Source organism: Rhizobium sp. Leaf321 (genome assembly GCF_001423215.1).
GTDB lineage: Bacteria > Pseudomonadota > Alphaproteobacteria > Rhizobiales > Rhizobiaceae > Neorhizobium > Neorhizobium soli.
In genome coordinates this window covers 820,922-845,204 of sequence record NZ_LMOF01000006.1, presented here as the reverse complement: position 1 = coordinate 845,204, position 24,283 = coordinate 820,922, and the positions used below count along the sequence as shown (strand labels likewise).

Here is a 24,283-nt window from a genome sequence, read left to right as displayed (position 1 = left end):
CCTATTGGCTAACGACGGGAGTTAGTAGTCAGAGTTGGTTTCATTCGAGCGATCATCATCTTCGTCATCGTCAGCGGTCGCCTTCACCTTAAATGCCCTGATAGCATCGCCTCTATTCTTATAATCGACTAATGTGCCGTTGGACAGCACCATGCAGTCATCGCAAAGCTCCCGCACCACGCTGACATTTCGCGTTATTGCCACAAGTCCGCGCGATCCTCGCAAATCTTTCAGCCGCTGCATCGCCTTCAAACGAAAGGAAGCATTCCCGAGCATGATCGTATCATCCGCAACGAGAATGTCGAATGGCATGAAAAGGACCAGTGCCGTCGCCGCTCGATTCCCGATTTCGGAAGAAATTTCCGATAATGAACGATCAATCATCGTGGCCGGGATACTTGCGAAATCACGAGTCTCTTCCAACAGGTACCGAAAATCGCATTGATAAACCTGCGACAAAAACCGGATGTTTGCGCGTAGCGAAGCGGCATTGCTCAGGATCTGACGGGCGCCGATCGGCCAAGAGACGCGGAGCCCATGATGTATGTCGCCGACGTCGGGCCGCAAATTCCCGGTCAGCAGATTTGCGAAGGTCGTCTTCCCTGCTCCACGATCTGCGAGAATGCCGACATATCTGCCTTTTTCGAAAGTTGCGTTGATATCCTTGAGAACAAGCGTTTTCCGCGCACCCATACCAACATATTGAGAAACACCTGATAAAACGATCTGCGATCCGGATCGCGAGGCGTCGCTGTCATGGACGAGCCTAACGTTTCCGCGCCCCACCACGGCGGGAGTTGGGATCTCATCCTTGCGTGCAAACAGATTTTTAAAAAGCAAATCTGAATTCCAATCTAATATGGGTAACGACGCAAAAACAGGATTAGAGGTTCCTGTCCCTGTGAATTGCCGATCCATCGAAACCTGTCAGCCGCTGCACACCGTGTTTGCTCAGACATCCTCGCATGTGCGGAACATTTCAGCCTCTCTTCGCCAGCCAATCCGCCAGATCAATCCTGCCAGAATTCCCAGAATCGATCCGGCATATTCGCTACGTCGGGATAGTCGTCGCCATCAGCGTTCTGGGGCGGAACCACCTTGGTAATATCCTGGCACCCTGCCATGTACCACCGATGAGTTTCTCCGGTTTTAAGATCTGTCAGGACCTGACTGTACGCGCCATCAGTTTCAATATTTCCAAGCTTTATATTCGGCGTGGGCTGCGATGGCATAGAAAACGGTGCGTCGCAATATCCCATCTCGAAAGTGCGCTTGGCTAGTCCCGAGGCAGTGCCGCCGGTCTTCTTGTTCACGTAGTCGTCGCGCTTCCAGTTCTCCCATCGGGTCTGGCCAAACTCCCGAGTCCAGTAGGTGCGCTCCATCTGACGCCCCTTGCCTGGCGTTGTTCCGCTTTCGTCCGCTTGTGAATAGGGATGCGAGACGATCGTCTCAAGTGTCTGCCCCGAGCGATAACGGTATTCGCCCTTTGACCAAACGGCAAGCACGCGTGCTGGATAGCGATCTGGGCAAGGTGCCGACAGTGGAGGCAATCCATGGATATGGCTCGCTTTCTCAAGCAAGGTATAACCTGTTTGACCCAATGTACCGGAGGTGTTCCCGAAGAGCATCCAATTGTGGAAATAGCGTCGTGACGAATGCGGGTTTGCATCGCATTCAGGTGTTATACCACCCCGGACTGTGCCGCCGTTCTTGCCGCGGCTCCAGGCCCCCATGATAAATGTGTACTTGTCATCAAACCAGCGCACAGAGTAATAGGCCGGTATAGGATCCCGCTTCATATCTGGACATAGCGAATACGCCACCCGGACAGTTTTCATGATCCGCGTTACACCTGCATGGGTCAGGGGAATATTGTCGTTGACGACGAAGCGACCCGGACAACGCTTTATGTCCTGGTTCCAGGATGTTAGATGGTAGGGAATCCGATCCGATTGACGTATGTTTCTGTGACTGGTGCACTGCGGAGAGCCTGGCGCAACATTCGGCAGGGCCTTGTCTCCAGCATCGACACACACGTCCATTACCATGAAATCGTACATGTCGGAGTCGGCAGCAGGTTCGGCCTTGGCGGCGCTAATGGTCGACCCGCATAGCACGAAACACAATGCAGCAGCCGCCAGTCTGTTGCGCAACGAAATCAGTGCCCCGAAATCGGGTGGCACTTGATAATACCGCATTAGAACCCCCGTTCCTTTCATGACCATGTCGATCTTGCGGCTCTGCTCGCCCATCGCTAGGCCAACGACTGTTGAACGTCACAAGCGTCCAAAAGCGCGATTTCCTCAAATCTTTTCTCAGACATGCGAGGCGACTTGGACCTTTTGAAGACCGACGAAGTCTGGATCGGCATCAAACAGCACTTTTCCGGCGTGAGCGAGGCAGATACGTAACACATCCTCCTCCGGCAGTCGCGCATATCACGATTGAGATTCTCAAATGAGATACGGATGCTCAGCAGTTCACTGTGCAGACACGGAGCCGTTCCGGACCCAGAAAAAACGATACGATACTGCAAACGCACTGAGTATAAACTGGCTGGGGCGCCAGGATTCGAACCTGGGATGCCGGTACCAAAAACCGGAGCCTTACCGCTTGGCGACGCCCCAACAGGTCGGGGGCAAATCATTGCTGGCCCGGACCGGAAGTGGCCTTGCTCTAGCAAAGCTTTGCCGCCCTCTCAACGGCAAATTTCGGGATTGTCACGAATTAACGCGGGGTTTCGGGTTTACGCGCGTTGATCGGGTGTTAAACCTCGGGGAGATGACAACAAGCGCCCTTGGCGGCAGGACAGTTTTTGAGCATGCCGGAAGACCTTGATTTCGATCTGACCTTTTCGCCGTCCTACGGCGTGCCCGTGACGATCGCGGCAGGGGTGCAGCGGTTGACGGTGAACAATCCCTCGCCGTTTACCTTTCATGGCACCAACAGCTATATCGTCGGGACATCGTCGGTGGCCGTGATTGATCCGGGGCCGGAGGACGAGGCGCATTTTGAAGCCTTGATGGCGGCGCTTGAGGGGCGGCGTGTCAGCCATATCTTTGTCAGTCACACGCATCGCGACCACTCGCCGCTGGCACGGCGGCTGAAGGCGGCGACCGGCGCGTTGACGGTGGCGCAGGGGCCGCACCGGGCGTCCCGTTCCCTGCACGCGGGCGAGATCAATCCGCTCGCTGAAAGCGCTGATACCGATTTCGTGCCCGATATCGCGGCCGGTGATGGTGAGAGGATCGGCGGTGACGGGTGGGCGCTGACCGTCCTCCATACGCCCGGCCATACCGCCAACCACTGCGCCTTCGCGCTGGAAAATTCCGGCATCTTGTTTTCTGCCGACCACGTGATGGCCTGGGCGACGACGATCGTTGCGCCGCCGGATGGATCCATGGCGGATTTCATGGCGTCGGTCGAAAAGCTTCTGGCGCGCGGGGACGAAGACCGGATCTTCTTTCCAGGGCACGGCGGACCGGTGACGGAGCCCGCCTCTTTTCTGCGCGGCCTGCGGACGCACCGGCGGATGCGCGAGCGTGCGGTGCTGGAGCGGATCCGCGCCGGCGACCGGTTGATCCCGGATATGGTGACGGCGATCTATGCGCGGACGGATCCGCGGCTGCATGGTGCGGCCGCCCTTTCGGTGCTGGCGCATCTGGAAGACCTGATTGGCAAGGGACAGGTTGCAACCGACGGACCGCCATCGCTTTCAGGCATCTATACGCTGGCTTGACGGGCGCTTAGCCGCCGGTGATGCCGAGCAGTTCGGTATCGAGACGATCGAGGAAATCCTGGGCAATCTCAGCCCCGAGGCCGAGATCATGCGGGCCGAAGCGCGAGACGACGCGCAGATCGACGGAGGTCGTCTCGGCATCTTCACGCAACCGGATCACGATATCGAAGCGCAGGCCGAGCACCAGCGTGCGGGTCTCGCCCTGAAGCAGCACATCGCCGGCGGTGCCGATCGTCGGCTCGAGCGTGAGTTCAGGCCGGCGCAGCGGCACCGGCGCCACATCCGGCACCGGCGCCTGCTCGTCGCGGGGCGCGGCACGGGTGAGGATGTCGGGCTCCACCAGCTCCAGCCCCTCTGTCTTGACGATGCCGATCCGGGCGGACTGTAGCGCCTTCTGGACGCCTTCGTAGACGCGGTCGACGGCCCCTTCGTAACGTCGTCCGGTGAGGCGCGGATAGGCGGCAAACTGCGCGCGGCGCTCAGTGGGCGTGACCATCGGCGGGCGCTGCGGCAGGAAGCGCTGGTCGGCTGTCGGTTCGAAGACGAAGGCAGGCGGATCGGCAATATCGGTGGAGATGTCGTAAAGCGGCGGCAGCGTGAGATAGGACACGGTTCCCATCACCACGACGGCAAGCGGGACGGCTGCAAACACCAGCCCGTGTGCAGCAGCAACGCCTCCTCTTGCACCGACACTCCACAGCCGCGCGAGACCCAGCAGCGACAGCGGTACCGAGGCAGCCGCAATGGTTGCGGAACACAGAACAAGTGCCACGAAATCCGGCTCGTTCAGCGGCCCGAACCGATGCGCGACGGCTGAAACCACGAATAGAAGAAAAGCGCAGAAGCCGAGCCTGCGCCCGAAATAGGCGGCGCGGGAAACGGGCCGGACAAAGCGGACGGTCATTGTGTGAAAGCGGCTCCATGCAAAGTCTCGTTCCTTCTGTAGAACAGCGCGGCGGGGAATGGAATCCTTGCAGATTATTAGTCGCGGATCACCTGGCTTTCCGTCACCTTCCCAGATTGAGACAGGCGCACCACGAGCCATTCGGAGTCGATGGACAAGAAGCCGCGTTCATCGCCGAGGTGATAAACGAGATCATAGTCCGTAAACTTGGCTGTGGGTGGTGGCTGTCCGAGTTTCGCCAGGACCTCGCCACGGCTCAAGCCTTCCAATGCGCCTGTCACCACGAGCCAGTCGGCCATGCGGTGGCGTTTGGAGAAGAGGTCGTGCGGATCGTCATCTGCAGCGTGCCACCAAGCCTGCACAAAAGGAAATGGAACGCTGGTTATCATATAGAACGCGAATAGGGCGGCGATGATCGCCCATGCAACAATGCCTGCCTTCTTCATTCGGTCACACGAGTGCCGGACCAATCCAACCTCCACTGGTGACAGGCTTTGACATGTCTGGAGCATTGCGTCGTTATAGGTTTGGTGCCGAGTTGGGATCCGCGAAAGCGACATCTGGGTGCCGCAGCCATCATCTGGAGCCCGTCATGCGTTTTGCCCTTCTCGCCACACTGGCCGTCATCGGAACGGCACTCACTTCCTGCCAGACCATCACACCGGAGGAGCGGCGGGCGGCGGATCAGCAGACCTGCGCGCGCTTTGGGTTCCGTCCCGGGACCGATGCCATGGCGCGCTGCCTGCTCGATATCGAGCTCGACCGCCGCGCCGAGCGACGCGCATGGCGGGCGGAAAGCGATGCGATGATGGGACGCCCGCCGATCGTGGTGACGCGGCCGGTCTATCTCCACCGGCACTGATCAGTCAGCCCTTCGTCCGCTCGATCGCTGCCTGGGCGGCAGCCAACCTTGCGATGGGCACGCGGAAGGGGGAGCAGGAGACGTAGTCGAGATCGGCGTTTTCGCAGAAGCGGATCGAGGCCGGGTCGCCGCCGTGTTCCCCGCAAATGCCGAGTTTCAGGTCTGCCCTCGTCTTGCGGCCGCGCTCTGCTGCAAGCTGGATCAGTTCGCCGACGCCGTCGAAATCGAGCGAGATGAAGGGGTCGTGCTCGATAATGCCCTTGCGCTGATAGGTGGGAATGAAGGCCGCCGCGTCGTCGCGCGACATGCCGAAGGTGGTCTGGGTGAGGTCGTTGGTGCCGAAGGAGAAGAACTGCGCGGTTTCGGCGATCACATGGGCGCGCAGGGCGGCGCGCGGCAATTCGATCATCGTGCCCGCCAGATAGGCGATCGGCACGCCGGTTTCGCGGGCGACATCTTTCGCCACCGCATCGATGACGCCCTTCACGTAATCCAGTTCCTTGCGCAGGCTGACCAGCGGCACGAGGATTTCGAGTTCGACCGGCTCTCCGGTGGTCTTTCCGGCCTCTACAGCCGCCTCGAAGATTGCGCGTGCCTGCATTTCGGCGATTTCCGGGTAGGAGATGGCAAGCCGGCAGCCGCGGTGGCCGAGCATCGGGTTGAACTCGTGCAGCGCATCGATGCGTCTTGCGAGAAAGGCCGGCGGCATGCCCATGGCGCGGGCGACGTCGTCGATCTCGGCCTCGGTCTTGGGCAGGAATTCATGCAGCGGCGGATCGAGCAGGCGGATCGTGACCGGCAGGCCGTGCATGATTTCGAACAGTTCGGTGAAATCCGACCGCTGCATCGGCAGAAGTTTGTTAAGCGCTGCGCGACGGGCCTTCTCGGTTTCCGCCAGAATCATCTCGCGCATGATGTGGATGCGGTCGCCTTCGAAGAACATGTGCTCGGTGCGGCAGAGACCGATGCCCTCAGCGCCGAACGAGCGGGCGGCGCGGGCATCCTGCGGCGTATCGGCATTGGTGCGCACGGTCATGCGGCGGGTCTTGTCGGCCCAGGCCATCAGCTTGCCGAAATCGCCCGACAGCGCGGGCTGGGTCATGGGCACGGAGCCCTTCAGCACCTGGCCGGAGGATCCGTCGATGGTGATGACTTCGCCGCGCCGAAGGCTGACGCCGTTTGCGGCAAGAAGCACCTCGTTGCGCAGATCGACGCGCATGGAGCCGGCACCGACGACGCATGGAATGCCCATGCCGCGGGCAACGACGGCCGCATGGCTGGTCATGCCGCCGCGGGTGGTCAGGATCGCCTCGGCGGCGTTCATGCCGTGGATGTCTTCCGGACTGGTCTCGATGCGCACGAGGATGACCTTGCGGCCTTCCTTGTCGGCTTCGACAGCCTCCTCGGCTGTAAACACGATCTCGCCGGTGGCAGCACCCGGCGATGCGGGCAGGCCGGAGCCGATGACGTGGCGCTCGACGCGCGGATCGATGGTCGGGTGCAGCAGCTGGTCGAGCGAGGGCGGATCGATGCGGCAGACGGCCTGGCTTTCGGTGATGACGCCTTCCTCGACCATGTCGACGGCGACCTTCATGGCAGCACGGGTGGTGCGTTTGGCGTTGCGTGTCTGCAGCATCCATAATTTGCCGCGTTCGATGGTGAATTCCACATCCTGCATGTCGCAGTAATGGGCTTCGAGCCGGTCGCAGATGGTGCGGAACTCGGCGAATGCCTGGGGCATCAGCTTTTCCATCGACGGCTTGTCGGAACCGGAGGCAAGCCGGCCCTCCTCGGTGATCGATTGCGGCGTGCGGATGCCGGCGACCACATCCTCGCCCTGCGCATTGACCAGGAACTCGCCGTACAAGGCTTTCTCGCCGGTCGACGGATTGCGGGTGAAGGCAACGCCTGTGGCCGAGGTCGAGCCGAGATTGCCGAACACCATGGCCTGGACATTGACCGCGGTTCCCCATTCCTCGGGGATCCGGTGCAGCATGCGGAAGGTTTGCGCGCGCGGGTTCATCCAGCTTGCGAATACCGCGGCGATCGCCTTCCAGAGTTGCTCGTGCGGATCCTGCGGGAAGCCTGTTTCCAGTTCCTCGCTGATCAGCTGCTTGTAGAGCGAGACGATGTGCTGCCAGTCGGCGGCGCAAAGTTCGGTATCGTATTCGTGGCCCAGCCGCGCCTTCTCGTCTTCGAGGATTTCCTCGAAGATCTCGTGGTCGAGGCCCATCACCACGTCGGCATACATCTGGATAAAGCGGCGGTAACTGTCCCAGGCGAAGCGGGCATCGCCGGAATCTTCGGCCAGCGCCTGCACCGTATGGTCGTTAAGGCCGAGATTGAGGACGGTGTCCATCATGCCGGGCATGGAGGCCCTGGCGCCGGAGCGGACGGAAAGAAGCAGCGGCTGGATGCCTGCGCCGAAACGGCGGCCGGTGATTGCTTCCATGGCGGCGATGCCATCGAGGACTTCGGCCTTCAGACCGTCGGGCAGCATGCGGGCGTTTTCGAAATAATGGGTACAGGCATCGCAGACGATCGTCAGTCCGGGCGGCACCGGCAGGCCGAGGCTCGCCATTTCCGCGAGGTTTGCGCCCTTGCCTCCAAGACGGACGCTGTCACCAGCGCCTCCTTCCGCCTTGCCATCGCCGAAGCGATAGACCCATTTCGCCATTTCGCATCTCCACCCAGTCTTCTCAAGCATTTACAGCGTTTATGATCGTTTGGGAATTATGCGTCAGGATTATGTTGCAGCGCAGCAAAATCGGTGAGTTCTCATGCCTGACAGGAAAGTGACGTGCGCATGGGTTAGCGCGTCTCTATAACGCCGCCGGAACCTGCAGGGCCTTCGATGACCATCACGAGACGGAATGCTTTGAAACTGGCGGGTGTCGTGTCTGCGACGGCCGCCCTTAACGGCGCGCTGCTGGCGGAAGGAACGAGCGCGGCGATGGCTGCACCTGCCCTGCCCTTTGCCGTGACGACGCCTGTCCATGTGGATCAGGCGGCGCTTCGGGTGCGGGACCTCAAATCCATGACCGCGTACTACCAGGGCATGCTCGGGCTCGAGATCATCGAGCAGGATGATGTTTCCGGCGATCGCGTCGTGCTGGGTGCGGGGGGATCGCCGCTTCTGCATCTCGTCCGTTCGGCAGAGGCCGCCTTCGAGACGCCGGGTTCTGCCGGTCTGTTTCACATTGCCTACCTGATGCCGGACCGCGGCGATCTCGCCCGCTGGCTGGTGCATGTGGCGCAGCGGCAATTTCCGATCACAGGATTTGCCGATCACAGCGTCAGCGAGGCTGTCTATCTGACCGATCCCGAAGGAAACGGCGTCGAGGTGTACTGGGATCGGCCGCACGAAATGTGGACATGGGAGGGCGAGGTGGTGACGATGGGCACCAATGCGCTCGACGTGGACGATATCGTCGCCACTACCGACATCAACCGCGACACCTACACAAAAGCGCCCGCCAACCTCAGGATCGGTCATATCCATCTGCGGGTCGGCGAGATCGACAAGGCGCGGGCCTTCTATGGCGATCTGATCGGCCTGTCATCGACACGCGGCAACCGGGACGACTCGGGCTTCTTCTCGTCCGGCCATTACCATCACCACCTCGCCTTCAACACCTGGCAGAGCGCCGGTGCGGGAATGCGGGAAGAGACGCAAACCGGGCTCGACTGGTTCTCGCTGGAATTTGCAGAAAAGAGCGACCTGCTGGCGCTGAAGGACAAGCTGAAACAGGCGTCGGTCAGCTTCACGAGGGCTGTCGATCATATCGACATTCTCGACCCCTGGGGGACGAATGTGCGGCTGACGGGGCTGTAAAGACGCCTGCGGCGCGGATGTCGGAAAGAGATGAAAACGCTTTGCGGGGCCGGATCACATCGGCCCCGCAAAGCCTTCCGCACAGGACAGGAAAACCCGTGCGGGGGGTCTCTATATCGGCGGTACTTCGATGCTGAACTTGCGGCATCGAGGCACCACACGTCAATATGATTTTAGTTAAATTACACTACGCCGAGACGCTGATGTCCCATATGAGTAAATTGACGTAGGTAGAAATACGGAGGCCGCGACCGGTTGACCGGGAAAGCGCTGGCTCAGCTGGCTTCGCGCAGCAGTTCCGCCGTCTGCAGATCGACCGAGACCAGCTGCGATACACCCTGCTCCGCCATGGTCACACCGAACAGACGGTTCATGCGGGCCATGGTGATGGGGTTGTGGGTGATGATGATAAACCGCGTCTCGGTCGACGCCGCCATCTCGTCCATCAGGTTGCAGTAGCGCTCGACATTGTGGTCGTCGAGCGGTGCATCCACTTCGTCCAGCACGCAAATCGGTGCGGGATTGGTGAGGAAGACGGCAAAGATCAGCGCCATCGCCGTCAGTGCCTGCTCGCCACCGGACAGAAGCGTCATCGTCTGCGGCTTCTTGCCCGGCGGGCGGGCGAGGATTTCGAGGCCGGCTTCGAGCGGATCGTCGCTCTCGATCAGCTGCAGCTCTGCCGTGCCGCCATTGAAGAGATGCGTGAACAGCCGCTGGAACTGCTTGTTGACCACATCGAAGGCGGCCAGCATGCGTTCGCGGCCTTCGCGGTTGAGGCTCTGGATTGCGCCACGCAGTTTGCGGATGGCGTCGATGATGTCGTCGCGCTCGTGGATCAGCGCGGCGAGCTTGTCGGAAAGCTCCTTCTGCTCTTCCTCGGCGCGCAGGTTGACGGCACCGAGCCGCTCGCGCTCCATCTTGAGCCGGTCGACTTCCCGTTCGATCTCGCGGATGTCAGGCAGCGTGGCGCCGGGCGCGATGCCGGCAATGCGCATCACGTCATGCGGCTCCACATTGAGTGCCTCGCGGATGCGCAGCTCGCCCTCGTGGCGCTTTTCGGCGGCGGAGACCAGACGCTCTTCGGCACGGCCGCGCTTTTCGCGGGCTTCGGCGAGTTCCGACAAGGCCGTGGCGGCGATACGGTCGGTTTCGCGCTGGCGGGTTTCGGCCTCGACCAGCCGATCGGAGGCGGCCTTGCGGGCAGCTTCCGCCTTTTGCAATTCGTTGATCAGTGCCCGGCGGCGCTCGTCGAATTCTTCAGGCGCTGCTTCGAGATCGGCGATCTCGTCGCGCGCCTCTTCCTCACGCTGGCGCAGGCTGCCGATATGATCGGCGGCGCTGGCGATGCGGGAGACCCAGGCGGCGCGTTCCTGGGCGATCGCGGCAATGCGGCGCTTGCGCACCTCGATCTCGCGGCTCTGGCCCTCATACGCGGCGCGCGCTTCAGCAAGACGACCCCGATCGGTGGCGACGACGCTCTGCTGGTTCAACAGCTTGGCATCGATGGCGGAGAGATCCGGCGCATCCTCAAGCTCTATGCGGGCGTCTTCTTCCTGGACGCCGAGATCCTCGATCTGGCCGGTCAGCTGGTTGACCGCTTCCGCAACCACATCGCGGCGGCGCGTCAGATCGCCCGCAGCCCGTTCGGCGGCGGCAAGCGCATCGCGCGCATCGCTCAACTGCCGGGCGGCAAAGCGGCTGCGGTCTCGCGCTTCGGCGAGCCGCTTTTCCTCGATAGCGATGGCGCTGCCGGCCTGCGCCAGGGCATCCTCGGTTTCCGACAGGATATCGCGCGCCTCGTCGATCTCGCCTTCCAGTTCCGACAGACGGTTTTTCTGGGACAGGCGAAGGGCAGCCGCACCCGGCGCTTCGGACCCGGAAATATGACCATCCCAGCGGTAGACGGCGCCCTCTCGGGTCACAAGGCGCTGGCCGGGACGCAGCAGCGGCATCAGTCTTTCTGCGTCGCCTTGCGAGATCACGCCGATCTGCCCTAGCCGGCGCGCCAGTTCCGGCGGCGCCGTCACATAGGTCGACAAGGCTTGCGCACCCTCCGGCAGGCCGGGATCAGAGGCGCCGTCGCCATTGATCGACCAGTGGGCGGAGGCGGATGCATCGACAGGTGTTTCGAGATCATCGCCGAGGGCTGCACCGAGCGCTGCCTCATAGCCGCGATCGACGCGGATCATTTCGGCGACGGGCACGAAGCCGCCGGACAGGGCACCGGCGGCCAGCATGCGGGAAATCGTGCGCTTTTCGGTTTCGAGCGCGTTCAGCGCCGAGCGGGCAGATTCGACCGGGCCGCGGGCCATCAGTTCGTTCGAGCGGGCATGGGCGAGCCCGGATTCGACTTCTTCGGCCGCGATCGTCGCATCTTCGACGGCAATTTCGGCGGCTTCCACCGCATCCTGCCGCTCGGCCGGATCGTCAAGGCCATCAAGCTTTTGTCCGATCGCGTCGAGTTCGCCCGTCGCATCGGCCATCTGCCGGTCGAGGCGCTGGCGTCGTTCGGCGAGATCGCGGATCAGCCGGTCCAGCGCGTTGCGTCCGGCGGAAGCTTCGGCACGTTCGGCGGTCACCGCGGCAAACAGCTTTTCGCTGTCGGCAAGCGTTGCGGCAGCTGACTCGAAGTCCTCACGCAGGTCTTCGGCTTCCGCACCAGACTCCGCCAGCGTCTCAGTCAGCTCGGCTTCTTCGCCATCCAGCTTGTCGAGGAAAGCGGTGTTGTCGGCGGCAAGCTGTTCCTCGCGGCTTATGTCTTCGGCAAGCTGGGAGAGCCTTCGCGTCAGTTCGTCGCGACGGCGCAGCAGGCGGCCGGCTTCCTCCTCGAGCTGGCCGCGGGCGATCTGCAGGCGCTGCAGGGCGGCACCGGCCTTCGCCTCGTCCTCACGCAGTTCCGGCAATCGGAGGCTGGCAATGGCTTGTGCCTTTGCCGCTTCCATCTGCCCTTGCGCCTTTTCGGCGACGATATTGGTGGCCTGGTTGAGCGCGGTTTCGGCTTCCGCCTCCGCCTCGCGGGCCTGGACGAAGCGGATATGCAGAAGCATCGCCTCGCGGGCGCGGATATCGGCCGACAGCATGCGGAAACGGTTGGCCTGGCGGGCCTGGCGCTTCAGGCTTTCGATCTGGCTTTCCAGCTGGGCGACGACATCTTCGAGACGTTCGAGATTGGTTTCGGCGGCGCGCAGGCGAAGTTCGGCCTCATGGCGGCGCGAATGCAGGCCGGAAATGCCGGCGGCTTCTTCGAGAAGCTGGCGACGGGCCTGGGGCTTGGCATTGATCAGCTCGCCGATCCGCCCCTGCCCAACCATGGAGGGCGAGCGCGCGCCGGTCGAGGCATCCGCAAACAGCAGCTGCACATCCTTGGCGCGGGCTTCCTTGCCGTTGATGCGGTAGAGCGAGCCGTTCTCGCGCTCGATGCGGCGCGACACCTGGATCTCGTCGGCATCGTTGAAGGCAGCGGGCGCCGTATGATCGGAATTGTCGAGATAGAGGCCGACTTCGGCGCTGTTTCGGGCCGGACGGTTGCCCGAGCCCGAAAAGATCACGTCGTCCATGCCGGACGCGCGCATGTTCTTGTAGGAGTTTTCGCCCATCACCCAGCGCAGCGCTTCGACAAGGTTGGACTTGCCGCAGCCATTGGGGCCGACCACGCCGGTCAGCCCTCGCTCGATGATGAATTCCGTCGGCTCGACGAAGGACTTGAAGCCAACGACGCGCAGCTTGTTGAATTTCATGCTGCGCCCTTTCTCCCGCCGACGGGTCCCCTACCCGCCGGGGTGGCGATCTTACAGAAGGCTGTCGAAAAGCTTCGACATGGAGTCAACCGTCATATCTCCGGAGTATTTCTTGCCGTTGATCAGGAAGGTCGGCGTGGAATTGACGCCGAATTCCTCGTTGCCCCGCTTAACGACCGTATTAATGTCGTCGAGAAGCTTCTGGTTCGTCAAGCAGGCTTCGAAACTCTGCTGTGAGTAACCTGCAAGCTTGACCGACTGCAGGAGAGCGCCGCGCACATCCTTGTCGGCGGGTGCCGCCCAGGCGCGCTGCTGCTTGAACAGCATCGAAACCATCGGGTAATACTGCGCAGACGTTGCGAGTTCGGCCGGGTTCTGCGGGTTGCAGCGCGCCAGCATGAAGGCAGCGGTCGCGACCGGATCGAACGGGAATTCGCGGATGATGAAGCGAACCTTGCCAGTATCGATATAGTTCTTCTTGATCGTTTCGAACGTGGTGTTGTGGAAGTGTGCGCAATGCGGGCAGGTCATCGACATGTATTCGATGACCGTCACCTTGGCGTTTTCTTCGCCGAGCGCCATTTCCGGCAGGGTGCCAGGCTTCAGCGCCGCCGCCATATCCACATCGCCCTGCGATTCCGGAAGTGCCTGGGCAAAGGCGTCGGACATGCCGAGCGGCAGCGACAGGCAAAGCGCCGTGACCGCCACTCCGCCGAGAAGCGCGCGTCTGGTGATGGTCTTATCGTTCAACTGCATGGAACACCCGTGTTCGAGATTTGAAAAAGTTCGATATTCCGTATCGTGGCGACTTGGCCCCGACAAGCGGTGGAGTGTTAAATCCCTTCAAAGAATTGTGACGAAATGGGGTGAGAGGGGATAGTTCTGCTGATTGCTGCTGCTGATGTGAGTTTTCTCTACGACCAGTAGAGCAATTCTGGCGAAGCATATTCACCGCTGGAAAGAGTTATTTCAGCCCAAGGACTTGGGCTGGCTGGATTCCTGTGACGAGCACAGGAATGAGGGTGGCGAGATTGGGCCAGATCCCTTACTTGCGCTTCTGCTGGAGAACGGCGGTGCCGAGCCTGGCGACGGCTTTCTTGAGCGCTTCGCTTTCGATCCCTTCCATCATGCCCTCCAGCCGTTTCGCCGCATCGCCTTTGAGCGGCTGCAGTTTGCGCGGATGCTTGAACGTCTGCGATACCGCCTTCTGCACGATGCGGATCTGGCGCACGGCCGGAAAGCCGAAAAAGCCGTTGATGCGGGAAATCAATTCGCCCTGGGCATGGCCTAGAAACAGTGCGCGGGACCCTTCGCAGGCGATGGTGAGGACACCCGGCTGGTGGCCACCCTCGCTATAGCCGTCGTTATAGCGCGACCAGGCGATTTTTTCGGGGCGGGTACAGTCGGCGAAATCCTCGCCGGCGATCTCATCCCAGGAGCCGAGCAGCGCGGTGGATATGCCGGCGCGGCGGGCCAGCACCGGATCGATGATGCCGTTCGCCACTTCGGAGATCTGCAGCGCGCCTTTGCGGCGGAACGGAGGTTTCGGAGCATTCATCGCTGGATAACTGGCCGCCTGAGGTTGTGCCGTCCTTGATGCCGGCGCATTGACGCATACCTATAGGCCATTCCAGCGGCAAACGGCAAACGATGCTCCAGACGCTTCCCAAGACGACGAATTCGGCCGATGGCCCGACCCATGCGGAAAGGCTTCTCGCCTGGTACGACCGACACCACCGCGAGCTGCCCTGGCGGATCAGCCCGACGGCTGCCAAAGCCGGGATCCGGCCCGACCCCTATCGCATATGGCTGTCGGAAGTGATGTTGCAGCAGACGACAGTGCAGGCGGTCAAACCGTATTTCGCAAAGTTTCTCGAGCGCTGGCCGAAGGTGACCGATCTTGCCGCAGCCCCTTCCGACGACGTGATGGCGGCCTGGGCGGGGCTTGGCTACTATGCCCGCGCCCGCAACCTGAAGAAATGCGCCGAAGCGGTCGCAGCCGATCATGGCGGCGTGTTTCCCGATTCGGAAGATGGCCTGCGCGCCCTGCCCGGCATCGGCGATTATACATCGGCCGCCGTTGCCGCGATCGCCTTCAACCGGCAATCGGCTGTGATGGACGGCAATGTCGAGCGGGTGATCTCGCGTCTCTATGCGATCGATGCACCGCTGCCGGGTTCCAAGCCCACCATGAAGGCAAAGGTCGTGGAGCTGACGCCATCAGACCGGCCGGGCGATTTTGCCCAGGCGATGATGGATCTCGGCGCGACGATCTGCACCCCGAAACGTCCCGCCTGCGCGCTCTGTCCGTTCCGGGACGACTGTCTGGCCTTGGCCGGCGACGACCCTGAGCGGTTTCCGGTGAAGGCCGCAAAAAAGGAAAAGCCGGTTCGCCAAGGCGCTGCCTTCGTGGCGGTGACGCCCGATGGCGAGGTGCTGCTTCGAAAGCGCATCGAGACCGGGCTTTTAGGCGGCATGACGGAAGTGCCGACGACGGCCTGGACCGCGCGGCTCGACGGCGGCACGACGATCGATCACGCGCCGATCCCGTCTGCCGACTGGCAGGCCTGTGGTACGGTCATTCACGTCTTCACCCATTTCGAGCTGCGGCTTTCGATTTTTCGCGCGAAGGTGACCAAGGTGGCTGTGGACAATGGCTGGTGGGAACCGGTGGAGAGCCTGGAGAACCAGGCCTTGCCGACCGTCATGAAAAAAGCAATCGTCCAGGCTATACCACTCGCCTTCGCAAAAGCTCCAAACTGACAGCAGGAAACATCCTCTATGGCGGCCAAGATTGATCACATCGTTTTCGACATCGGCAAGGTTCTGATCCACTACGATCCCAACCTTCCCTTTAGCCGGATCATTCCCGACGAGACCGAACGCAAGTGGTTCTTCGACAACGTCTGCACCCACGAATGGAACCTGGAACAGGACCGCGGCCGCAACTGGCATGAGGCCGAAGCGCTGCTGCTTGAACAGCATCCGCAACAGGAAGCCAATATCCGGGCCTTTCGCCAGCACTGGCACGAAATGGTGCCGCATGCCTATGACGGCTCGGTTGCCATCTTCGAGAGCCTGATCGAGAACGGCCGCGACGTGACCATGCTCACCAACTTCGCCGCCGACACATTCGTCGAAGCCCGCCGGAAATTCCCGTTTCTCGACAAGCCGCGCGGCGTCACGGTGTCGGGCGAGATCGGCCTGATCAAGCCGGATGTGGCAATCTACGAAAAGCACGCCCGCGATTTCAGCCTCACCCCCGAAGCCTCGATCTTCATCGACGACAGCTATCCCAACGTCGAAGGCGCGCGGGCAGCGGGCTGGCACGCTGTGCATTTCACGGATCCGGAAACGCTGCGGAAGGCTTTGAGGGATCACGGTATCGAGGTGTGAGCGTTGGGGGTGGTAGCCGGTATGCTGACGATATAAGTTCCCGGCCCACCCACCTCGTTTTGCAATCGACCTCACGTTAACCCGGCACCCCTCATGGCAATTCCATTCGCTCCCGTCGGCATTGATCACATCGTTCTTCTGATCGACGACATGAAACGTGCGCTTACGTTCTACACGGATGTCCTGGGGTGCCGGCCTGGCTATTCCTATCCGGCACTGGGGATGGAGCAGGTCTGGTTCGGCTCGTCATTGATCGTCTTGTGGGATGTAACTCACCCGGGCGGAACGAAAGCAGCGCCTCCGGTGACCGGTGGGCGCAATGTCGATCATGTCTGTCTTGCGACCAGCCCTTTCGACCATGACGAACTGCGTACGCATCTCGATAAGCACGGGGTAGAGATCGTCCAGGAAGCGTTTCATGGCGGCGCCCGGGGCATGGGGCACTCGTTCTACATCCATGACCCGTTTGGCAATAAGATCGAGATCAAGGGGCCTGCAGAATACCCGGATGGACGGCAGGCAACCTAGCCGGGTGATCGGCGGACGGGCCGAAACATTCGAATTCGGAGGTGTTCAGGGTTACTCTGGTCAGAGCCTGCGTCGTTGCGGCCCCGAAATCAGTGCATTTGCCCCATAAAAAAGATGACGCCCGGAGCCTTCAAACTCCGGGCGTCACATGATCCTCTTCCGGGACTAGAGGTACAAAACCGGAAGAGGAAGCTCGCGAGCTGACATGGGATCTGGTCCCGGGACTGGTGGCTCAGTCCGCTTTTGGCAGGCCGTTGCGAATGATGGTGCGAAGGTCGTCGATCGGTTTCAGGACGCCGGCCTCCTCGTAGTGCCAGAAGGTCCAGCCGTTGCAGGCATCAAACCCCTGAACCTTGGCGCCGAGCCGGTGGATCGATCCGGCGTCTCCGTTCGAAGTCAGCGTGCCGTCGGCGCGGATGATGGCGCTGTGGCGGCGGCGGGCGTCGGTGAGGATCTGGCCAGGCTTGACGAGACCGCTTTCGACCAGTGAATTGAAGGCGACACGCGGTTCGGCGCGCTTGCCGGTCATGACCGTCAGTTCCGTCTTGCCGAGCGGTTCGACCGACGCGATGCGGGCGGATGCGGCGTCGATGTAATCCTGCTCGCGTTCGATGCCGACGAAATTGCGGCCGAGACGCTTGGCGACAGCACCCGTGGTGCCGGAACCGAAGAACGGGTCGAGCACGACATCGCCCGGCTTGGTGCAGGACATGATGATGCGGGCGAGCAGCGCTTCCGGCTTCTGGGTCGGATGAACCTTCTTGCCGTCGTCACCCTTCAGGCGTTCGCCGCCCGAGCAGATCGGAAACAGCCAGTCGGAGCGCATCTGCACGTCGTCGTTGGAGGCCTTCAAGGCTTCGTAGTTGAACGTGTAGCCCTTGGCCTTGGCATCGCGGCTCGCCCAGATCATCGTTTCGTGGGCGTTCTGGAACCGGCGGCCCTTGAAGTTCGGCATCGGGTTGGTCTTGCGCCAGACGATATCGTTGAGGAGCCAGAAATTGAGGTCCTGCATGATCGCGCCGACGCGGAAGATGTTGTGGTAGGAGCCGATCACCCAGATCGTGCCGTTCGGCTTCAGCACGCGGCGGCAGGCGAGCAGCCAGGCGCGGGTGAAGGCATCATAGACCTGGAAGGACGCGAACTGGTCCCAGTCGTCATCGACGGCATCGACCAGGCTCTGGTCGGGGCGATGCAGGGCGCCGCCGAGCTGCAGGTTGTATGGCGGATCGGCAAAGATCGCATCCACCGATTTATCCGGCAGCGCCTCGAGGGCTGCCACGCAATCGCCCTTGATGATGGAGTTCATCCAGGCGTGAGGACGGGCCTGTTTCTGGAGGTCGATCAAAGGAAGGACTGCGGCCATGAGACACTCGCTACGCTGTACTGGATACGAATTTACTGACTGTTATGGTTACTCATTTTGGTTACCAAAGACTGAAGCCGGTGGCCTGTTTCTGGAAAAAAGCAAAATGATGGAAGGAGGCGCGAAGATGCGCTAGGATACAACTCATGAGAAAAGCTGAGGCAATCGAGAAGTTGAAACGGCAGGCCGACGCGATCAGGGCGCTCGGCGCGACCTCGCTTTATCTGTTCGGCTCGGTTGCCCGCGACGAAGCGGGCCCAGACAGCGATCTGGACCTGTTTATCGACTATGATGAGAGCAAGAAGTTCTCTCTGCTCGATCTTGTCGGGATCAAGCTGTTTCTCGAGGATGAACTTGTCGCGCCTGTAGACGTCACGACGCGGGACAGCCTTCATCCGATCCTGAAAGATCGGATAGAACTTTCTGCAACACAGGTGTTCTGATGGACGAGGTCATCTGGGACGTCATTGCGCATGACCTGCCGCCGCTCAAAGCCGCGATGCGGGGGCTGCAGGAACGACTGAGCCGGTCGTAAAGGTCGCACCGCCCTTCCCGGCTCTTGCCTCATCCATTCCCATTTCCTATTCAGGCCGGAACCGGAACGGATAGGAGTGCCACCATGGAAAGCATCACCATTGCCCTGGTCCTGCTTCTCGCCGTGGTTCTGAGCGGCACGCTTGCAAGGCTTTCTCCGGTTGGCATTCCGCTGCCGCTGGTGCAGATCGCGCTCGGGGCCGCGATCGCCGGCGTGACGGGGTCTGCGGTGCAGCTCGATCCGGATTTTTTCTTCCTCTTGTTTCTGCCGCCGCTGCTGTTTCTCGATGGGTGGCGCATTCCCAAGGAAGGGTTGTTTCGCGACAAGGCGGTGATCCTGGAACTGGCGCTCGGGCTTGTCGTGTTCACGGTGATCCTGATCGGCTTTCTGGTCCACTGGATGATCCCGGCGATACCGCTTGCGGTCGCATTCGCGCTCGCCGCGATTCTCTCGCCAACCGATCCGATCGCGGTCTCGGCGATTGCCGCGCGGGTGCCGATCCCTGGGCGGCTGATGCATATTCTAGAAGGCGAATCGCTGCTCAACGATGCGTCCGGCCTTGTCTGCATGCAGTTTGCGGTGGCCGCCGTGCTGACCGGTGTGTTCTCGCTGGCCGATGCGGTCGGCACCTTCCTCTGGGTGGCGATCGGCGGCATCCTGATCGGTTTTGGCACCACATTCGTGGTCATGAAGGCGAAGTATTACGTGTCGCGCAAGCTGGGCGAGGAACCAGGCGCGCAGATCCTGATCAGCCTGCTCATTCCGTTCGGCGCCTATCTTCTGGCCGAGCACCTGCATTGCTCCGGCATTCTGGCAGCTGTTGCGGCGGGCATCACCATGAGCTTTGCCGAATTGCGCGGCCAGACGATGGCTGCCACACGCATGCGGCGCTACGCGGTGTGGGATACGGTGCAGTTTGCGCTGAACGGCATCATCTTCGTGCTGCTGGGCGAACAGATGCCGGGCATCGTCTCGGGCGCCGCCCGGATCGTCACCGAGACGGGTCACCTCCACCCGATCTGGCTGATCGCCTATGTGGCGGTGATTACCACCGCACTCGCGGCCCTGCGGTTCGCCTGGGTGTGGGTATCCTTGCGCTTTACCCTGTATCGCGCCGCGCGTCGCGGAGAGGCGATCCGCAAGCCGCACTGGCGGCTTCTGGCGGCCATGTCGCTTGCCGGCGTGCGCGGGGCGATCACGCTTGCGGGTATCCTCACCCTGCCGCTTGCCATGAACGACGGCACGTCGTTTCCGGCGCGCGATCTGGTGATATTTCTGGCAGCCGGCGTGATCATCCTGTCGCTGACGGCCGCCAGCATCGGCCTTCCCTATCTTCTCCAGAACCTCGAACTGCCGCCGGAGGATGATCACCTCCAGGAAGAGGATATTGCCCGGATTGCGGCGGCAGAGGCTGCGATCCGGATGATCGAGAAACTGCAGCACGCGATGAGCGAAGGCCGGACCGACGCCGATCTTTACGGCGAGGTCGGCACGCGGCTGATGGAACTCTACCGCCAGCGGATCGAGGGCCGTTCCAAGCTGGGGGACGAGGCAGAGCTGTTGCGCAAGATGGAGGAGGTCGACAAGCGGTTCAGGCTTGCGGCGCTGCGTGCCGAACGCGACGAGCTGTTTAGGCTCGGCCGCCGGCGCAAGATCTCCGAGGAAATCGCACGCAAGCTCGTTCGCGAGATCGATCTTGCCGAGGCGCGCTACGGTTTCTGAGGCGCGCCGTGTTGTCGCCGCTTTGCCGGTAGAGGAAATCGCCCTCCGCATTGTTTCCGGCGCTGCCCTCGTGTAGATCGCCCTCACCTTCTTTCATCAAAGAGTATCCATCATGAGCGGCTTCGACCTCATCATCTTCGATTGCGACGGCGTGCTCGTCGATTCCGAAATCATCGCGGCACAGGTCGAATCCCGGCTGCTGACGGAAGCGGGCTATCCGATCAGCGTCGAGGAAATGGGCGAGCGCTTCGCCGGCATGACCTGGAAGAACATTCTTCTGCAGGTCGAACAGGAAGCGGATATTCCGCTGTCGGCGTCGCTGCTCGACAAATCGGAAAAGCTGCTCGACCAGCGGCTGGAACGCAGCGTCAAGATCATCGACGGCGTCAAGTTCGCGCTGGCGCGGCTGACCACGCAGCGCTGCATCTGCTCGAATTCGTCGAGCCAGCGGCTGGACATGATGCTGACCAAGGTCGGCCTCAAGCCTTATTTCGAAAACCACATCTATTCCGCCAAGGACCTCGGTCCCGACCGCGTCAAGCCGAAGCCGGACATCTTTCTGCATGGGGCAAAGCAGTTCGGCGTTGAGCCTGACAGGTGCCTGGTGATCGAGGATTCCACCCATGGCGTCCATGGTGCACGCACGGCCGGCATGCGGGTGGTGGGCTTTACCGGCGCGTCGCATACCTATCCGAGCCATGCGGACCGGCTGACGGATGCCGGCGCCGAAACGGTGATTTCGCGGATGAGCGACCTGCCGGCGGTGATCGCCGCACTTGGTGAATGGGGCGGGATCTAATCTAGAACTGTACCGCGAGGCTGGCCTTGGCGGTATGGCTCGTCAGCGAATGGGCAAATTCGCCGGAATAGCTGAGCTTCAGCCGCGCGGATTTCGACACCTGCGCCGTGACGGAGGCTTCGACGACGGCCGTGTCGCGCGGCAGCGCCACGCCTTCCAGCATGAACGGACTGCCACCGCTTGCAAAGGCGAGCCGTGACGCGGGTGTCAGGCCGCCCACTGCGTGGCGCCAGCCGAGCATGCCTGAGACAGTGAGCGGCAGATCCTCGATCGGCATTTGCGCCGACCAGCGAAGGCCGAATGTGGAAAGGGCGATGTTGTCCGTTTCACCACTCCCCGTCAGAGCGGCCGCCCCGCCCTTCTCGCGAAAACCATCCGTGTCGAGATTGATATAGGCAAGGCTCGCGAAGGGCTGCAGTGTCACGGGACCTGCCGTCGTCTTCCAGGACAGGTCGGTAAACAGCTGGCGGGTGGCGCCTCTGTAATCGGCTTGAAGATCATCCGTGAACGTGCCGAAGTCGACGCTGCGCGACGTCGAGATGCGGTTTTCGGAATAGACGGCGCCGGATGTGAGGGCAACGTCTCCCCAGTTTGCGGCGGCGTAGACCCCGGCATGATAGCTTTCCCAGTCGGCCTCGCTGCCCGAGGAGGCATTGCTGTAGCCGAACAGACCGCCGAGCCGCCAGTGATCGGATGCCTGCCCGTCGAAGCCAGCTATCAATCCCGCCGCGTGGCTGTCGATGCCGGCCGCGTTGCCGTCGCTGCGCAGTTGACCCGTTGCGGCGACGCCGGTCGCCCAGAAGCTGGTCGCACCTTCGGCCGATGAGCGGATCGGGACTGCACCGTTCACCCGGTCGACGATTGCGTCCCGGACGAGCCGGCTGTCGCTCAAAAGCTGGGTTTTCAACGAGGCGTGGATCTCGCCGCCAAGCTGCGAGAAAGCATCGCGCGCGCCATCGGCGTTTTGCTGGAGAACGCCGAGGAAGACGTCGTTTGTCGTTCCGAGCGATTGGACTGCTGTCGCGGTTGCACGCGTATTGGCGGTGTTCGCCACGTCGGCGAAATCGACATCGTTGCGGTAAAGGCTCAGCGTCACGTCGTCGGCGCCATAGGCAAGGATGGGCGACAGGAAGGCGAGATCGGTGGTGACGTCGTCGAAGGCACCGGCGACGCTTTCGCCTGTGATGATCGTGTAGGTCGTAGCAGGTGAATAGGTGCCGCTACCTGCGAGGACCTCGACCGTGCCGCCTTCGATGCTGACCGAACCGGTGGCGGCCAAGCTGTCGGACGTGCCGTCCGCTTGCGTTTCCACCTGATAGGTCGAGCCGGCCTCGAAGGTGACGTCGCCGTTGACGGCGAGCGTTGCGATACCCGGGCCGGGCGACAGCGTGCCGCCTGACCTGACGGTAAGACCACCGATCTCCCCTGTGCCTGACAGCATGCCATCCGTGCCAATATCGATCGCGCCGCCGATCGTGCCGTCATTGACGAGCACTCCTCCTGTCACCGTCGCATCGCCGCTGATCTCGCCGGTGTTGGAAAAGCTGCCACCGGTGTTCGTAAGCGAGGCGATGGTGCCGTCGTTGGATGAGGTCCCGGCGTTTGTGACATCGCCGGCGGCCGCGCCTGAATTGTTGACGAAGCTGCCGGAAGCCGCGACATCCACGTCGGTGACGACGAAATTGTTGGTGACCGTGCCGCCTTTCACGGTGGTGCTTCCGGTGATTTCGCCGCCGTCGTTGTTGGTGAAGGTGCCGCCGGTATTGGTGAGCGAGGCGATCGTGCCGGTGTTCGAGGCGTTGCCGGCATTGGTGACGTCGCCGGCCGTGGCACCTGAATTGTTGACGAAGATCGCAGCCGCCGCGACATCGACCGTCGTCACCACGAAATTGTTGGTGAGCGTGCCGCCCTCGACTGCCGTTGCGCCTGAAATTGTGCCGTTGTTGGTGAAGCTGCCGCCGACATTCGCAAGCGACGCGACAGTGCCGGCATTGGAGGCCGTGCCCGCGTTGGTGACGGCTGCTGCCGACGCGCCGGAATTGTTGACGAAACTGGCTGACGCTGCGACATCGACGTCGGTGACGATGAAGTTGTTGGTGACGGTGCCGCCCGTGACGACTGTATCGCCGGTGACCGTGCCCCCATCGTTGTTGGTGAAGGATCCGCCGGTATTGGTGAGCGAGGCGATCGTGCCGGCGTTGGATGTGGTGCCCGCATTGGTGACGGCACCGGCCGTGGCGCCGGAATTGTTGACGAACCGGGCCGTCGCTTCGACATCGACATCGGTGACGACGAAATTATTGGTCATCTGCGCATCGCCGGACAGCGTCGTTTTGCCGTCGATTGTGCCGTCGTTGACGACTTCGCCACCCGAGGAGGCAAGGTCGCCCTTGAGCGTGCCCGAGTTTGAAAGAGAGCCTGATGACATCGTGACATCGGACGAGAGCGTGCCGCTTTGCGAGATCTCGATGCGGCCCATGTCGAACAGCGTCGTGCCGCCATCAGCTGTCAGATCCGCATCGACATGAAGCGTGCCGCCGGACACAGCGAGCGTATCGACGGCCGTGTCTGTTGCGACCGTCGGCGCGCCGGAGCCGATCGACGCTGCGTCCGATACGCCGGGGGCATCCGGTGCCGTCGTCCAGTTCGCGCCGTTTATGAAATTGTTGTCGGAGGCGCCGGTCCAGACCGATTGCGCCGATGCGCCACCGGGCGCAAGCGCTGCCAGCGTGACGATAGCGGTGCAAAGCCGCAGACGCCGCTTCGCGTCCGCCACGATAGCTGGAGCAATCATCCCAAACCCTGTCTCGAATGGTCGCGGGCGACGCGCCCTTGACGATCTTCACATACTGGGTACGGATTT

At 61.7% G+C, this 24,283-nt stretch carries 19 protein-coding genes and 1 tRNA gene; 9 read left to right on the top strand and 11 right to left on the bottom strand.

Features of this window, described 5'->3' with window-relative positions; genetic code table 11:
• Positions 1-21: 21 nt before the first annotated feature.
• From ASF70_RS10350 to ASF70_RS10340, 3 genes are all read right to left on the bottom strand, one after another.
• The gene (locus ASF70_RS10350) at positions 22-918 is read right to left on the bottom strand and encodes an ATP-binding cassette domain-containing protein (RefSeq protein WP_082471852.1); all 897 of its coding nucleotides are present in this window, start codon (positions 916-918) and stop codon (positions 22-24) included.
• 92 nt (positions 919-1,010) lie between these two features.
• Entirely contained in the window at positions 1,011-2,252 is a 1,242-nt protein-coding gene (locus tag ASF70_RS10345; protein WP_062579483.1) for a hypothetical protein, read from the bottom strand.
• A 301-nt stretch (positions 2,253-2,553) separates the two neighbouring features.
• Positions 2,554-2,627: transfer RNA gene (locus ASF70_RS10340), tRNA-Gln, on the bottom strand.
• A gap of 194 nt (positions 2,628-2,821) precedes the next feature.
• On the opposite strand from ASF70_RS10340, the gene ASF70_RS10335 reads away from it, so the two are divergent.
• The gene (locus ASF70_RS10335; protein WP_062579482.1) at positions 2,822-3,739 is read left to right on the top strand and encodes an MBL fold metallo-hydrolase; all 918 of its coding nucleotides are present in this window, start codon (positions 2,822-2,824) and stop codon (positions 3,737-3,739) included.
• Positions 3,740-3,746: 7 nt separating this feature from the next.
• Here ASF70_RS10335 and ASF70_RS10330 read toward each other — a convergent pair whose 3' ends face one another.
• Positions 3,747-4,643 carry a DUF1499 domain-containing protein gene (locus ASF70_RS10330; protein ID WP_062579480.1) on the bottom strand — a complete coding sequence of 299 codons (897 nt, stop codon included), beginning with the start codon at positions 4,641-4,643 and terminating at the stop codon, positions 3,747-3,749.
• A gap of 77 nt (positions 4,644-4,720) precedes the next feature.
• Positions 4,721-5,089, bottom strand: coding sequence for a hypothetical protein (locus ASF70_RS10325; RefSeq protein ID WP_062579477.1), 369 nt, complete (start codon positions 5,087-5,089; stop codon positions 4,721-4,723).
• 146 nt (positions 5,090-5,235) lie between these two features.
• On the opposite strand from ASF70_RS10325, the gene ASF70_RS10320 reads away from it, so the two are divergent.
• Positions 5,236-5,505: a hypothetical protein gene (locus tag ASF70_RS10320; RefSeq protein ID WP_062579475.1), complete on the top strand. Its 270-nt coding sequence runs from the start codon at positions 5,236-5,238 to the stop codon at positions 5,503-5,505.
• A gap of 4 nt (positions 5,506-5,509) precedes the next feature.
• Here ASF70_RS10320 and ppdK read toward each other — a convergent pair whose 3' ends face one another.
• A complete protein-coding gene (ppdK, locus tag ASF70_RS10315) occupies positions 5,510-8,182 on the bottom strand; it encodes a pyruvate, phosphate dikinase (RefSeq protein WP_062579473.1) in 2,673 nt (890 codons plus the stop codon).
• A 177-nt stretch (positions 8,183-8,359) separates the two neighbouring features.
• On the opposite strand from ppdK, the gene ASF70_RS10310 reads away from it, so the two are divergent.
• On the top strand, positions 8,360-9,340 hold the full coding sequence (locus ASF70_RS10310) for a VOC family protein (RefSeq protein WP_062579471.1): 981 nt from the start codon (positions 8,360-8,362) through the stop codon (positions 9,338-9,340).
• 275 nt (positions 9,341-9,615) lie between these two features.
• Here the strand turns inward: ASF70_RS10310 and smc are convergent, their stop codons facing one another.
• The 3 genes from smc to ASF70_RS10295 form a co-directional block, all read right to left on the bottom strand.
• Positions 9,616-13,077: a chromosome segregation protein SMC gene (gene smc / locus ASF70_RS10305; protein ID WP_062579469.1), complete on the bottom strand. Its 3,462-nt coding sequence runs from the start codon at positions 13,075-13,077 to the stop codon at positions 9,616-9,618.
• 51 nt (positions 13,078-13,128) lie between these two features.
• A complete protein-coding gene (locus ASF70_RS10300; protein ID WP_062453601.1) occupies positions 13,129-13,833 on the bottom strand; it encodes a DsbA family protein in 705 nt (234 codons plus the stop codon).
• 289 nt (positions 13,834-14,122) lie between these two features.
• The gene (locus tag ASF70_RS10295) at positions 14,123-14,635 is read right to left on the bottom strand and encodes a DUF721 domain-containing protein (RefSeq protein WP_062579467.1); all 513 of its coding nucleotides are present in this window, start codon (positions 14,633-14,635) and stop codon (positions 14,123-14,125) included.
• A gap of 92 nt (positions 14,636-14,727) precedes the next feature.
• On the opposite strand from ASF70_RS10295, the gene mutY reads away from it, so the two are divergent.
• The 3 genes from mutY to ASF70_RS10280 all read left to right on the top strand — a co-directional run bounded on the left by mutY (position 14,728) and on the right by ASF70_RS10280 (position 17,001).
• Positions 14,728-15,840, top strand: coding sequence for an A/G-specific adenine glycosylase (gene mutY / locus ASF70_RS10290; protein ID WP_062579464.1), 1,113 nt, complete (start codon positions 14,728-14,730; stop codon positions 15,838-15,840).
• Positions 15,841-15,858: 18 nt separating this feature from the next.
• A complete protein-coding gene (locus tag ASF70_RS10285) occupies positions 15,859-16,473 on the top strand; it encodes an HAD family phosphatase (RefSeq protein WP_062579462.1) in 615 nt (204 codons plus the stop codon).
• Between the two features lie 93 nt (positions 16,474-16,566).
• Entirely contained in the window at positions 16,567-17,001 is a 435-nt protein-coding gene (locus ASF70_RS10280) for a VOC family protein (protein WP_062579460.1), read from the top strand.
• A gap of 232 nt (positions 17,002-17,233) precedes the next feature.
• Here ASF70_RS10280 and ASF70_RS10275 read toward each other — a convergent pair whose 3' ends face one another.
• Positions 17,234-18,364 (bottom strand): site-specific DNA-methyltransferase, encoded by a 1,131-nt coding sequence (locus ASF70_RS10275; protein ID WP_062453606.1) that lies wholly within the window; start codon positions 18,362-18,364, stop codon positions 17,234-17,236.
• A 146-nt stretch (positions 18,365-18,510) separates the two neighbouring features.
• Between ASF70_RS10275 and ASF70_RS10270 the strand changes: the two genes are divergently transcribed.
• The 3 genes from ASF70_RS10270 (at position 18,511) to ASF70_RS10260 (ending at position 21,420) form a co-directional block, all read left to right on the top strand.
• The gene (locus tag ASF70_RS10270) at positions 18,511-18,807 is read left to right on the top strand and encodes a nucleotidyltransferase family protein (protein WP_062579459.1); all 297 of its coding nucleotides are present in this window, start codon (positions 18,511-18,513) and stop codon (positions 18,805-18,807) included.
• Between the two features lie 176 nt (positions 18,808-18,983).
• Entirely contained in the window at positions 18,984-20,621 is a 1,638-nt protein-coding gene (locus tag ASF70_RS10265) for a Na+/H+ antiporter (RefSeq protein WP_062579457.1), read from the top strand.
• Between the two features lie 112 nt (positions 20,622-20,733).
• Positions 20,734-21,420 carry an HAD family hydrolase gene (locus ASF70_RS10260; protein WP_062579455.1) on the top strand — a complete coding sequence of 229 codons (687 nt, stop codon included), beginning with the start codon at positions 20,734-20,736 and terminating at the stop codon, positions 21,418-21,420.
• Between the two features lies 1 nt (position 21,421).
• Here the strand turns inward: ASF70_RS10260 and ASF70_RS10255 are convergent, their stop codons facing one another.
• Positions 21,422-24,214 carry an autotransporter domain-containing protein gene (locus ASF70_RS10255; RefSeq protein ID WP_062579454.1) on the bottom strand — a complete coding sequence of 931 codons (2,793 nt, stop codon included), beginning with the start codon at positions 24,212-24,214 and terminating at the stop codon, positions 21,422-21,424.
• Positions 24,215-24,283: the final 69 nt, after the last annotated feature.